The sequence below is a fragment of the Rhodococcus sp. P4_B6 genome, from assembly GCF_056402215.1.
Genome location: NZ_JBFUHV010000214.1, coordinates 1 through 12,837, shown reverse-complemented (window position 1 = coordinate 12,837; position 12,837 = coordinate 1). Strand labels below are relative to the sequence as shown.

Here is a 12,837-nt window from a genome sequence, read left to right as displayed (position 1 = left end):
CCTGGACGGCCGGGCGTCGGTGGTCGTGGGGTCGATGCCGGCCAGGCTGGCCGCGTCCTGGCCGGCGGCCGGGGGAACGGCCACGCGATCGGCGAAGCTGGCGCCGACGTCGCCGAGGTCCAGGCACGTGACGGTGGCGGGGCCTCGGTGCTCGGCCAACGTCTCGGCCAGGCCGATCGACATCGGGGTCTTGCCGACGCCGCCCTTGAGGTTGGCGACGGTGACCACGGCGTCCTCGGGGAGCGGGCGGGCGATCGTGGTCTGCGCGTCGCGCAGTCGCATCTCGAGCGAGTCCGACTTGGGTGCGAGCGCGAGTCCGAGGAGGGCGTTGAGTCGGCCACGCACCCCGCGCCGGGCTGGGTCGCTCGCCGCGGGGTTCGCGCGGGGCGCGGACAGCTGCCCGAGCACGTCCAGCGGGCCCGTGACCGGCTCTGTCGGAGCGGCCCGTGTGGGCGCCGCGGGTTGCGGGGCCGCCGCGTAGGCGATCTGCTCGGCCCCAACTACCACCGGCCCGCCGGGCGGGGTGGAGACCGGCTCCGCCACGACTTGTTCGGGTGCCGTCGGCACGGCGATCGGCAGGGGCATGCTCGGGGCGCGTTCCGCGGCCGTCCCGTCCGGTCCGACGGTCAGGAACCGAGTGTCCTTCGCCGTCCGGTAGACGACCTCGACGTCGGCGCCCTGGGCCTGCGCCATGTGGTGCAGGAACTCGTGCACGACAGTGGACAGGGTCTTGCTCTCGGTCGCCTCCAGATCCATCGGAGGCACGTCGGCATCCGCCAGGGTGGCCGATGCCGTGGTTTTGGAGGTGATCTCGACATCAACAGTGGGCGTCATCGTGAGCTGACCCCGAAGGCGCCGGCGCCGGCCAGTGCGGTGTCCATGTCGTCGACGACGGCCTCGGCCGTCTCCAGCTCGGCCAGGGCCGTGTCGCGGGCGCCTCCCTCGGGCAGCGCTTCGATGACGACTGGACGCTTCGACGAGGCATCCCGGATTTCCGCGAGCCGCTCGCGGGTCAGCTCCTGCTCCTCACTGAGCTTGGCCAGCCACGCGGGGACCGAGTCCTTGAAGTAGTCCCGTAGCGCCTTGATCACGGGGTCGTTCGCACCCTTGGCGACGAACGGTCCGCGCAGCGCGGCGACATCCTCGGTGGTCGGGGTGATCGACTGGGAAATACGGCGGCTCATGGATGCTCCCTTTTCGGTGGTGGTGGATCCGGGCGACGAGGGTCACGCCGACGCGGCAACGAGGTCGGCTTCGGGGAGGACGACGACGCCGGTGGTGTCGAAGGTGATGCGGGTCTTCACGCGGCCGGCGCCGACGGTGAGGACGGTCTCGACGACCTCGCCCGTGGCGCCGCGGCGGACGTCGACCGCGTCGACGGTGACGGGGACGAGTTCGCCGTGGTCGTCGTCGACGAGGACGGTCTGGCCGGCCTGGACTGCGGAGGCCGGAATGACGTCCGAGAAGTCGTCATCGCCGGTGGGCGCGCCGTTAACAGTCGGCGACTCGGTGGACGTGTCCCCGTCGGTGGCGGTCGCGCCGAGGACGATCGGCGCGGGAGCGCGGCCGTGCCTGCGTGCCCGCGTGGCCAGGGCGCGCTCGGACTCGATGAACGAGGCCAGCTCCTGCGAGTAGCAGGTGAACTGCGGGGCCTCGGTGGGCAGGAGGCCGTCGATGATCGCCTTCTCACGCTCGGCGAGCTGGTTCCACTTGTTGGGGTGGCGGTCGACGTTCGGGGTCCACCACATCTGCGCGTTGACGGGGTTGCCGTCGTCACCGAGCGCGATGCCGCGGCCCTTGACGGAGGTGTCGACCTCGCGGCCGACGGTGGAGTCGCCCCACATCATCAGCGCACCGTCCTGCGAGAGGTTGCCGAGGCTGATGCGGGTACCGAAGTTGTCGCGCGCGTTACCGGATGCGCCGCCGAACAAACTGGCGTCGGGGCGCTGCACCCCGAGCAGCAGCCGGATACCGGCCGAACGGGCGAGCACGGCGAGGTCGGCCCACGCCCCGAGAGGGTCGAGTTCTTTGAGCTGCTCGCGGGTCTCGTCGTCGCCGGTCTTGGCCAGGCGCTGCCACTTGCCGGAGAGGATGAAGAACTCGTCGAGCACCGCGATCATCAGCGGCAGCTGCGAGCCCTCGATCTTCATCTGGTGGATGTAGGCGTTGCGGGCCATCATCTCGGTGTGCAGCGCGCGCACGAACATCGCCGCACGCAGCGCGTCGTAGATGATCGCGCCGCAGCCGGGGTAGCCCTCCAGGCCGTCGAGTTCGATCATCTTCGGATCGACGCCGACRAACGGAACTCCGCGGCGTGCGGCCTCGGTCAGCAGGGTGCGGATCACCGACGTCTTGCCGCCCCCGGTCGGGCCGACGATCAGGCAGTGCGGCTTGTTGGAGCTGGTGGAGACGTCCCAGTACATGATTCGGTCCGCGGCACCGGTCGCATACGGCAGGTGGCGCAGGTTCTCGTCGATCAATGCGAGCGGGTGGTCCACGCGCGAGGGCATCGCGGTGACCAGACGCATCACCAGGTGGCCCTTGTCGGGGTACCAGTCGGTGGTCCAGTTGCGGCCGGACTCGTGCTGCCCAGCCAGGGAGGCGAGGGCTTCCTCGACTTTGAGCTGGAAGCCCCTGGCGCCGGCGTTCATCGACACCCTCGGGTCGGTGAACATCGAGGCCGCATCGAGCGCGGACTGGAGTGTCCGCTGACGGGCAGAGCGGGTGTCCGGGGTGATCGACTCTCGGGTGATGACGATGYGGTCGCGGTGCGCCACGTGCCGCACCGTGGTCTCGCTCTGTGCGGTGGCGGGGAAGGCTGCCTCGATCGTGCGGGAGAGCTCCTCGAACTGTTTGGGCCGAATGACGGTGCCACGGTGCAATGTGATCCTCGCGCGGCGGATCACACGCCACCCGGGCGAGAACGAGACCACGATCTTCGTCGGCAGGTGCCCGGTGGCCTGCCGGACCACCGATTCGACCATCTGCGACCACCTGTGCATGCGGTGGCGCAGGACGTCGACGATGACGAGCAGGGCAGCGGCGGCAACGAGCAGCGCCCGGTAGTCGTGCAGCTTCGCCAGCACCTCGGACGACCGTCTCGTTGCCGACGGCCGCCGACACCACACACAGGGAGTACACGGCAACGCCCGCGGCGGCGACGGCGATCGGCGAGAGCGGGGTAAACCGGCGGATGCGCGTCGGCTGACCGTCCGCGCCGACCCGGCCGGCGCGACCGCCGCCGGAATCGCCGAAGGTATCGCGCCACGTCGCGACCAACCAGTCCTCGAGTGGGTCGTGATTTCCGCTCACCGCCTGTGCCTTTCGATCGTTTCGAGCCTGAACGCCGTCCGGGGGCGTCGTTGAGCACAGTGACAGAAACCCGCGATTTTCCTCAACGGGGTGTCCCCTCGTGCGCCGCACCCCCGGTGGTGCGACGAACACCGCTCTCGTGCACGATCTGCAGGCCGGATTTCCCGAACCTTCACCGCGTTCGGCTGGCACCCTGACGGGCGCTCTGTTCACCGCCCGCGTGCACGGTGGTTGCATCGGGCCGTCGACCGCTGCGCCGGGTGCTCTGCCGAGTGCTGTTCGGCACGCTCGTTCGAGCGCTGTTCGGCACGCTCGTTCGAGCGCTGTTCGGCACGCTCGTTCGAGCGCTGTTCGGCACGCTCGTTGGAGCGCTCTACGGGGCGTGCACCGAGTGCTCTACGGGGCACTGTGAGGCGCTGTTTTCAGCGCTCGCGGCAGTGCTCTGTCGAGCGCTTCGCCGCGCGCCTCTGTGGGCGGTTCCGCATGCTCGATCGAGCGGTGTTGTGAGCGCTGCGGAACGCGTGGACACCCGTGGCGGTGAGTGCTCGCCGCGGCACTGCTTCGAGCACCGCGTATAGCGTTCTACATGGGCGCTTTCGAATAGCGTTGGCGCTGAGCGTAATTCTGGATTACACTCCCCCCAAGGAACGCCGGGGGGAGTGACCCCCGGAGGGGGTGGGCGTGGGAGCCGTATTTTCGGGCGGTCGAATCCACCGCCGAAATCCATAGCCGAATCCGGCGCCGTTTTCACCGCGCATCTGAGCGCTTTCTCCACGCACCGGTTCACTGGGTGCTCGATCCGCTCGCTGCGGACCTGCCGCGACAGCCCGTCTGGGCGCAGTCTCCGACGCCGCCGTCTGCACCGCGTGCGCACACCGCCCGACCTCACGCTTGTAGAGCCCGTGTACGTACCCATAGCCTCGACGCTCGACGGCGCCTATACGCGAGCACACCACTGCGCCCCATAGGGTCCTGATCACCGCGCCGACACACGGGCCGCCCCGTCGTGCGAATCACCGCGGGAATCCCCTCACCCGCCTGGTTACCGGCTGACCATCGAGGTCGTGCGGTTCCCGCCGCGCCGCCGCTGCGCGCCCGTCGCGGGAATCGACATTCCCGATGCCGCACAGCTCCGTTGGCCTGCGTCGATGACCCGATCCCGGCGCGGACACCCCGTTGAGATGAAAAGCGACATCGACTTACGGTCGTGCGCATCCACATTCAGGTGCACCTACCGAACTCAGCGATGGAGTGTGCTCATGTCCCTCACGTCCGCAGTCGTCGACCTCGCGACCACCCCCACCCCGGGCATCGACGTACTCGCCCAGAACACCGAAGTCACCACGGGCGGGCTGCGCGCATGGATCGGCGACAACATCGTCTTCACGATCCTCGCCCTGATCGCATGCGTCGTCCTCCTCGGTGGCCTGCGCGGCAACCTGTCGAAGGTCTTCACCGTCGGCAGCCTGTCGCTCGTCGGTATCGCGTTCTTCTCCCTCGCGAGCAGTGAGAGCGCCACGACCGGCATCGACCGCTGGATTCTGAGCCTCTTCGGGATCCGGGTGGTCTGAGCTGCCATGCCTGATCACCGACCGACGATCGACGGGAGCCGACCGTGATCGACAACGACGACCTGCTGCACCGGGTGGATCAGCACTACCTCGGCCCGACCGGGTTCACCCTGCCGGTCCGGATTCGGTACGCGGCGCTCGGGCTCGGGGCCGCGTTCATGGTCACCGTCTTCGTCGTCGCCCGCGCCGTCGTCCACGTGCCACTGGGGTTCAAGTCCCTCGTCGTGATGATCGTYATCACCATCGCGCTCACCGCGCGGGTGACGAAGTTCGTCAACGCCGATCGCCCGGTCCGTTCGGTGATCCGGGCCGCGTGGAACGACCTGAACGCACCCGCCCACCGAAGCCCGGCCAGACCGTCACGGTCCGCATTCCCACCATTTCCCGCGCCGCCGGCAGCGCGCATGCCCTCACGCCGACCGAAGGTGAGTCCTCCCGATGACTGTGCAGCCCGACAACGAGATCACCGCACTGTTCGATCCGAACTTCGACGAGCCCGAGCCGACCATCGTTGCGCCCGGTGCGTTGCCGCCGTCGTGGGCGGCGGCAATGGCAGCGAACCGGGCCGCCCCCACCCCGCACCGGGCGCGGAGCCAGAACCCACCGCACAGGGCACCCGGCGCGGAAAAAAGCGCGGCGGCCGCAGCGACCCGGAGGCGGAGTTCACCCGGCAGGCCGCGGCGGCGAAAAACCGCGCCGACCGTGAACGCAAGGCGATGCGTCTCGCGCTGGTCGGGGTGGAGGGCAACGTCACCCGCACGCGCCGGCATGGTTCGTGCAGCCGCCGGGGCCGTGGAACATGCGTCCAGTCGGCAAACAGCGCCGCTACATCCAGAACGAGGCCCTGGTCGTGGCGAACCTCGCCGAATCCGGTGTGACGGGGCTACACCGGCGGCTGGTACGCACACCGTGGCCGGTGCGACAGTGGGCGCAGGCGCATGACGGGTGGGCCGATCCGATCCCGGACGTGCCGGGTGCGTTGTCGTGGGCGGACTACCTGCGCGGGCAACAGCACGCGATGCTGTGGGCAACCCGACCCAGAAGGGCCGCTACTGGGGCGTGGAGCTGCCGCCGCGCTCGGTGCTCGCACAGGGTCTCGACACGGTCGGGCAGTGGCTGCTCCCTGTCGTCGAATGGCCACTGCTGGGCAAGTTCGCTCAGCTGTGGCGCAAGTGGGCGCGCGATGCGTTCCTGGGGCCCTCATAGGGTGCCGGTGGGCACTTGAACGGGACACTGAGGATCGCGAGCAGCACGGTCCCGCCGGTAAAGCTCTCGAGCCGCTCCCGCAACCGGCAGGCACCGTCGATGACCCGCATCGACCTCTCGCACTCGTGTCTGGCCGGCGCGGCCCTGACCGATGCGCACCTGTCCCATGCGGACCTGTCCGGCACGGACCTGTCCGGCACGGACCTGTCCGGCGCATCGCTGCCCGGCGCGGACCTGCGTGGCACCGACCTGTCCGGTGTGGCCAATCTGATCGGGGCGAACCTGACCGGCGTCGCCCACGACGAGACCACGATCTGGCCGGACGGAGTCACCCCGCCGCCCGCCCTGCCCATCGATTCCCCGTCGCGGTCTCGGCCGTGTGCCTGACGTAACGCACCCGGCCGCAACCACTCGGCGGCCTCGGCGGCGCCGAGCATCCCGGCGGCGGTGAGCGCATCGTCGACACCGGTGTGGCCGCTGCCTTCGGCTGGCGGTCACGGACCGGACACCAACCCCGGCCTCTGGATGCCACCGGCGTCTCGATAGCGGATCCGCATATGGGACGGTGCTGCCGACGGGTCGACCCCACGTCGCACGTCGGGTTCGTCGAAGTCGCACTCATTTGGACAGGCGATCCCTTCGTTGATGTGGCGGAAATCCCCCGCGGTCGTTTCCGGCGGTGAGCGGCAGAATGGTTGTGGTGACCAGCGAGGAGCTGCTCTCCCGCGCCCGCGCCGCCCTCGCCGAGGGGCGCTGGGGTGATGCGCGGGCCGGGTTCGAGCAGGTGCTCGAGAACAGCGAGACGGCGGAGGCGTGTTTCGGGTTGGCGGTGTCGTTGTGGTGGTTGGGCGAAAACTACGACTGCGTCAACCGGTGTAACCGCGCCTACTCGCTGTTCCGCCGGTCGGGAGCCGTGGCGAGTTCGGCGCAGTGCGCGGTGTGGTTGGCCATCATCTACAAGGCGAACTTCGCCAACATCGCGGCGGCCAACGGCTGGATCGGTCGGGCCGAGCGGCTGTTGGCGGGGCTCGAGCCGGGCCCGTTACACGGCTGGGTGTGGGTGGCCCGCGCCTACCGGCTGCCCGACCTGGACGCCGCCGAAAACCTCGCGTCGCGGGCCCTCGATGTGGCGAGGTCGGCTGGGGATGTCGACCTCGAGCTCGTCGCGTTGTCACAGCTGGGGCTGGTTCGGGTGGGCAAGGGCGAGACCGCGGCCGGCTTCGCGTTGATCGACGAGGCGATGGCCGCCGCGCTGGCCGGTGAGCGCTCGACTCTGGACACGGTCGTCTACACCTGTTGCGACATGCTCAATGCCTGTGAGCTGGCCAGCGACATCGAGCGGGCTGCGCAGTGGTGCACGGTGGCCGACGATTTCGTGCGCACCTATGGCTGCCCGTTCCTGTACGCCGAGTGCCGCATCTACTATGGGAGCGTGCTGACCGCCAAGGGACGGTGGGACGACGCCGAGCGCGAGTTGGGTGCGGGGCTGCGGATCACCGACGGCGCCTGCCCGGGCCTGCACACCAGGGCGCTGACCCGTATGGCCAGGCTGCGGATCCGTCAGGGCCGCCTCGAGGAGGCCGAGCAACTGCTGGCCCATCTCGGCGAGGGCGTCGAGGCCCAAGCCGAAGAGGCGTTGTCGCTCGCGGCGCTGCTGCTGGCCCGAGGCGACGCGCCATCCGCCAGCCGCAACCTCGAACAACGGCTGCGTCACCTCGGGGAGCACCGCACGCATCTGGCGGCCGCCCTCGACCTGCTCGTCGACTCGCATCTGGCCACCGGAAACATCGAGGAGGGCGGTGCCGCCGCCCGGCGGCTGACCGACATCGCGTCATCGATGGACAGCGACCAGCTGGCGGCGACGGCCGCGGGCGCCGAGGGCCGCGTGGCGATGGCCCGCGGCGACGCCGAGACCGCCGCCGCCCACTTGGCGGCGGCGCTTGACACGTGGTCCCGCCTGGAGCTCCCCTTCGAGTCGGCTCGGACCCGCTTCGAGCTCGGTCGCGTGCTCGCAGGCAGCCAGCCCGACGTCGCCGTCGACCACGCCCGCCGCGCCCTCGCGGTATTCGAGGCGATCGGCGCCACCCTCGACACCGATCGGGTCGCGGCATTCCTCCGTTCCCTGGGGGTCAAGGCCCGGACCGGCGCCAAGGGGGTGGGGATGCTCACGGTGCGCGAGCAGGAGGTGTTGCGGCTCCTCGGGGCGGGATTGTCGAATCCGGAGATCGCCGACCGGCTCTATCTGAGCCGCAAGACCGCGTCCCACCACGTGAGCAGCATCCTGACCAAGCTCAACCTGCGCAACCGGGCCCAGGCCGCCGCCTACGCGGTCGGGGTGCTCGGCCCGCCGGACGGTAGGTCCGACCCGCGCTGATGGTCCTTGGTCGGGACACCGCATGGGGCAACTGCCCGATGCTCCCCGTCGCCCACGGCCGCACGATGGGGCCATGACCACCTCCAGCGAAGCGTCCGAGTCCTTCCAGATCCCCCTCGAAGCGACCGAGTTCTACGAGTCCGCGTTCGTCCCGGCGTTCTTCGCCCAGTGGGCGCCGATCCTCTGCGACGCTGCCGGCGTCGCGCCGGGCCAGCGGGTGCTCGACATCGGCTGCGGGACCGGGATCGTCGCCCGCACCGCCGCCGACCTGGTCGCACCCGACGGCACGATCGTCGGGGTGGACCTGAACGAGGCGATGCTGACCGTCGCCCGCCGGGTCGTCCGACCCGACATCGAATTCCGCCAGGGCAACGCCGATGCGCTCCCCCTCCCGGACCAGTCCTTCGACACGGTCCTGTGTCAGATGTCGCTCATGTTCTTCCCCGACCGACCCCAGGCTCTGCTGGAGATGGCCCGGGTCGTCACTCCTGGGGGAAGGGTCGCGGTCGCGGTCCCGGGCGCCCTCGACGCCCAGCCCGCCTTCGCACCCTTCGTCGATATGGCCGCCCGCCACGCCGGCCCCGAAGCCATGTCCCTGCTGAGTACCTACTTCGTGTGCGGCAACCTCGAGGAGCTCACCGGCCTGGTCGAGTCCGCCGGGCTGCAGGTCACGACCGCCCGCACCCATTCGGGCACCTACCGGGCCCCATCTGTCGACGCGTTCGTGACCACCGAAGTCGAGAGCACACCGCTGCTCGAACTAATCTCCGACGACGTGTACCGGCGCATCCGCGCCGACGCCCACGACGTTCTGGCACCGTTCACCACCCCCGACGGCAGCATCGCGGCGCCCTTCGAATGCAACATCGTGACGGCACGCCGGCCATGAGCGACGCCACCACCGCCACGATCCATCCCGCCCACCGCGGCTTCAGCGCGTAGCCACGCCAGATCCTCGGCCGGCGGCTCTACGCCGTGCTCGGCACCGAGAACGACGACGGGTCTCCCGCCATGTTCCTTCTCGACAACGGGCGAATCCTCATCGAGACATCAGCGGCGACCCCCGGCAAGGCCCGCAACGTCGCAGCCTGTCCGCACGGCTCGGTGCTCGTCCAGACCCCCCGACGCCGCGTGGGTATTCGGGTCCGGCCCGGCCACCATTGCGCGAGGCGCAGAGGCCAACGGCCTCAACGAGCGAATCCGTGCGAAATATCTCACGGACGACGGTCACCGAGCGTGCGGCGACCTGCTCTCCGAAATGGACGACATCACCCTCCTCTGCAGGACGTTTGGATCTAGACCTAGACAGGGAAGGAGTCAGCGAACGGCGGCCCATTCGTCGGCCGGGGCCACCAACGACCTTYGSTGTCAGCCCGGGCTCCTGCTGCCWGCGCGTAGCTGTGGAGCTGCTGCATCGGCCATTCCGTCACGTCGAGGAGGGCCACGAGTTGGTGCGTGGAGATTCCCTCGTTCGCTGCGACCGTGCGGGCGATGCGTGCYCTTGTGACGGCRCTGCTCAACGTCGTGTCATAGTGACCGCCCGGTGCGCAGTTCTGGGTGATTCTGCATTCTTCAGGGCTGCTCATCGTCTCGGTTCCGCTTCCTGCAACGTCCCRACGTGGGACTGATGGTGTCTCAAACCGCTTTTCGTAAGGCAATCGCTCGGCAAGCTCGAGTCGGCAGCTCCGACGCGGAGCACGCCTGGGGATTCACACTCTAGGAATCCGGCGTTCGCTCACCGTTCGCGTCGWMGTCCCGCCGGCGAACGGTCCCGCCCGATCCGAGTGATCGAGGTCTGCGCGTTCTCTGGGTATACCGACCACGGCGCCCTCAAACATCACTCCCGATACAGACTGGCTCGGGCCCGGATGGTCGTCGTATGCACCGTCAATGTGCAGACGATCGGTGACCCCGCTGGTGAGGAAGCCCGGCGGGCGGTGGCCGCGTGCGTTCCTCAAAGTCAGCCACCGCGTAGCTATGTGCCAGYCCGGCTCGTCTCTCGTTCGTTCGATATCTTCAGTCGGTCTCATCGCGTCTTCGATGTAGATCACTATGCTTCCAGCGATGGATGCTGCGTGGTGGACAGGTAACGGTCTGCGCGTCCATGACGCAGGCGGTGGGGCCGATGCAGGTGAAGCGAGCTCTCGATCAGGCCGGTGACGAGGTGTAGTTCACGTTGCTCGACGGTGGTTAAACGCTCTCGAACAGAGAGTCATGCCACCCGCGTCCGGGGTGGCGAGGCGCTGCCGGGGCGAGCCGCGGCCAGGGCTGGAGCTGCTCCAATTGGGCAGCGAGCGCCAGGACGGTGGTCTCGCCGCCCGGCGGGGCGGCGATCTGCACGGCCAGCGGGGTCCGGGTGTGCGGGTGGATGCCGACCGGGACGGTCACGGCGGGCCATCCCACCACATTCCACAGCGAGTTGTACGGTGCGAAGCGCATGCAGGCGATCGCGTTCGCGAGCCACGACCGTCGACTCCACTCCACCGCTGCGGGCGGCGGGTGCGCCAGCGCGGGAGTGACCACCACGTCGAAATGCTCGGCGAGGGCGCGCAGTCGTCGCTCGACCCGCACCACCGGGCCGGGCCGGACCAGACCGACTCTGTTCACCGCCCGCCCCACCGCGGCATGCCGCCGGGTCCTCGGCTGCAGCATCGCACGATCCAGAGTTTCCGCGTCCGCGGCAACACCGGCGAACCATCGCACCAGATCCGGTACCGAGGTGGCCGAGTACACCTGCGTCCCTTTCGCGGCGGTGGTGAGATGGCCGGCCGCGTCGAGGATCCGTGCCGTCTCCTCCACGCCACGTGCACAGTGCGTGTCGGTGCGCACCATCGGGTTGGGATGGCCGAGCACCACCGCGATCCGGGCACGGCCAGGATYGCGGATCTCCGCGAGCTCGGGGCGGCCGGCGAGCACGGACAGCATCAGCGCCGCGTCGGCCACCGTGGTCGTCAGCGGCCCGTTCTCCGCCATCGAGTGCATCGAATTTGCCCCGATCTCGGCCGGCACGAGGCCACGACCGGGTTTGAGGCCGACCAGGCCGCAGGCGGCGGCGGGGATGCGGATCGATCCCAGGCAGTCGGTGCCGTGCGAGATCGGGACCATGCCCGCGGCCACCGCGGCGGCCGCACCGCCCGAGGATCCACCCGCCGACAGACCGGGATTCCACGGGTTGCGAGTGACAAAACCCGGTGAATCGGTTGTGCCCCACACACAGAGTTCGGACACGGCCGTCAGCCCCACCGGCACGGCGCCGGCCGCGCGCAACCGCGCCACCACCGGGTGGTCGGTCGCCGACGGCTCGACGCTGGTGGCTGCGGAGCCGTCACGCAGCGGTGCGCCCACGAGCGCTACCTTGTCCTTGACCGCGACCGGCACCCCGGCCAGCGGCAACTTCGCCAGATCCGCTCGCGTGGCCAACGCCGTCGCCTCGGCGAGCGCCTCGTCGGCGCGCACGGACACGAAGGCGTTCAACACGGGATCGCGTTCCGCGATTCGGTTCAGAGCGTCGCTGACCGCGTCGACCGGCGCCAGAGCACCGGAACGCACCCGCACCGCGATCGCCGCCGCGGTGTTCTCGTGACCCGGGTCGACGGACCCCGTCACCCAGGTCATGCGGCCACCTCCTTTCCCAGGTCTGCGCGTATGACGATTTTCTGCGCGCACCGCGACAACGAACAGGCACCCCCGGGGTGCGATTTCTGCACCCCGGAATAATCGCCGGCAGCACTGGTCGATCCCGCTGGCCTACCCATGGCTTACGAAGGACGAGGAAGCCGACTTCGGTTTTAATACGGATGCTCTCGACACCGCCTGGGTCCAGCTAACCTGACAGACATGCGGGCGCCCCTCGGTCGGGGATCAGCTCGCCGCCCTGACCGTCCGGAACCTGCGCACCAGCGCCCGCGTCCCGCAGTTGCTGATGTTCTCGCTGACCATGCCGATGGCGATGCTGGTGCTGTTCAGTCAGGTGTTTCGCAGCGTCGCCGCCGGACCCGGTTTTCCGGCCGGGGTCAGCTATATCGTCTTCCTCACCCCGGCGATGCTCGCCGTCTCCACGGTGATGGCCGGCACCAACGCCGGAGTGTCCGCCGCGATCGATCACACCAACGGCCTGCATGACCGCTTCGCGGCCCTGCCGATGCGGGCGGGCCTACCCGGTATCGCTCGCACCATCAACGAGGCCGTGTTCACCCTCGCCCGGGCCGTATTGCTCGGGGTCGCCGCCGTGGCTTTGGGTTTCGAGTTCCACGGCAGTGCCGTCGATGCCGTCGCCGCGGTCGTGGTGCTGGTGGTGTTGGCGGGGGCGATGAGCGCGTTGTTCGGGCTGATCGGGGATCGGCTGCGGCGCCCGGACGTGGTCCAGTTCGCCGG

General features: G+C 69.4%; 8 protein-coding genes and 3 pseudogenes. 7 read left to right on the top strand and 4 right to left on the bottom strand.

The window, feature by feature from the left end; genetic code table 11:
* The 3 genes and pseudogenes from AC1DWT_RS44960 to AC1DWT_RS44950 all read right to left on the bottom strand — a co-directional run.
* Positions 1–834: pseudogene (locus tag AC1DWT_RS44960) on the bottom strand (ParA family protein); the annotation flags it as partial.
* Complete coding sequence (locus AC1DWT_RS44955; protein WP_206015805.1) at positions 831–1,184, bottom strand: hypothetical protein; 354 nt, start codon at positions 1,182–1,184, stop codon at positions 831–833. The gene AC1DWT_RS44955 and the pseudogene AC1DWT_RS44960, both read right to left, overlap by 4 nt.
* Before the next feature lie 42 nt (positions 1,185–1,226).
* Positions 1,227–3,312, bottom strand: a pseudogene (locus tag AC1DWT_RS44950) (type IV secretory system conjugative DNA transfer family protein).
* 1,259 nt (positions 3,313–4,571) lie between these two features.
* On the opposite strand from AC1DWT_RS44950, the gene AC1DWT_RS44945 reads away from it, so the two are divergent.
* The 6 genes and pseudogenes from AC1DWT_RS44945 to AC1DWT_RS44920 all read left to right on the top strand — a co-directional run bounded on the left by AC1DWT_RS44945 (position 4,572) and on the right by AC1DWT_RS44920 (position 9,352).
* Entirely contained in the window at positions 4,572–4,883 is a 312-nt protein-coding gene (locus AC1DWT_RS44945) for a hypothetical protein (RefSeq protein WP_206015804.1), read from the top strand.
* 44 nt (positions 4,884–4,927) lie between these two features.
* A pseudogene (locus tag AC1DWT_RS44940) lies at positions 4,928–5,325 on the top strand (hypothetical protein).
* 581 nt (positions 5,326–5,906) lie between these two features.
* Positions 5,907–6,089, top strand: a complete 183-nt coding sequence (locus AC1DWT_RS44935; RefSeq protein WP_241031622.1) for a hypothetical protein — start codon at positions 5,907–5,909, stop codon at positions 6,087–6,089.
* 99 nt (positions 6,090–6,188) lie between these two features.
* Positions 6,189–6,476 (top strand): pentapeptide repeat-containing protein, encoded by a 288-nt coding sequence (locus tag AC1DWT_RS44930; protein WP_206015803.1) that lies wholly within the window; start codon positions 6,189–6,191, stop codon positions 6,474–6,476.
* A 313-nt stretch (positions 6,477–6,789) separates the two neighbouring features.
* Positions 6,790–8,463 (top strand): helix-turn-helix transcriptional regulator, encoded by a 1,674-nt coding sequence (locus AC1DWT_RS44925; protein ID WP_206015802.1) that lies wholly within the window; start codon positions 6,790–6,792, stop codon positions 8,461–8,463.
* Positions 8,464–8,536: 73 nt separating this feature from the next.
* Positions 8,537–9,352 carry a class I SAM-dependent methyltransferase gene (locus AC1DWT_RS44920; RefSeq protein ID WP_206015801.1) on the top strand — a complete coding sequence of 272 codons (816 nt, stop codon included), beginning with the start codon at positions 8,537–8,539 and terminating at the stop codon, positions 9,350–9,352.
* Between the two features lie 1,301 nt (positions 9,353–10,653).
* Here the strand turns inward: AC1DWT_RS44920 and AC1DWT_RS44915 are convergent.
* The gene (locus tag AC1DWT_RS44915; RefSeq protein WP_477925748.1) at positions 10,654–12,078 is read right to left on the bottom strand and encodes an amidase; all 1,425 of its coding nucleotides are present in this window, start codon (positions 12,076–12,078) and stop codon (positions 10,654–10,656) included.
* A gap of 259 nt (positions 12,079–12,337) precedes the next feature.
* Here AC1DWT_RS44915 and AC1DWT_RS44910 point away from each other — a divergent pair.
* Positions 12,338–12,837: ABC transporter permease (locus tag AC1DWT_RS44910; RefSeq protein ID WP_477925749.1), on the top strand; the 500-nt coding region annotated here is incomplete at its 3' end.

Bases quoted from the DNA above. Each gene is read 5' to 3' on its own strand.
- AC1DWT_RS44955 (WP_206015805.1), bottom strand. From the start codon at position 1,184: ATGAGCCGCCGTATTTCCCAGTCGATCACCCCGACCACCGAGGATGTC.
- AC1DWT_RS44945 (WP_206015804.1), top strand. From the start codon at position 4,572: ATGTCCCTCACGTCCGCAGTCGTCGACCTCGCGACCACCCCCACCCCG.
- AC1DWT_RS44930 (WP_206015803.1), top strand. From the start codon at position 6,189: ATGACCCGCATCGACCTCTCGCACTCGTGTCTGGCCGGCGCGGCCCTG.
- AC1DWT_RS44920 (WP_206015801.1), top strand. From the start codon at position 8,537: ATGACCACCTCCAGCGAAGCGTCCGAGTCCTTCCAGATCCCCCTCGAA.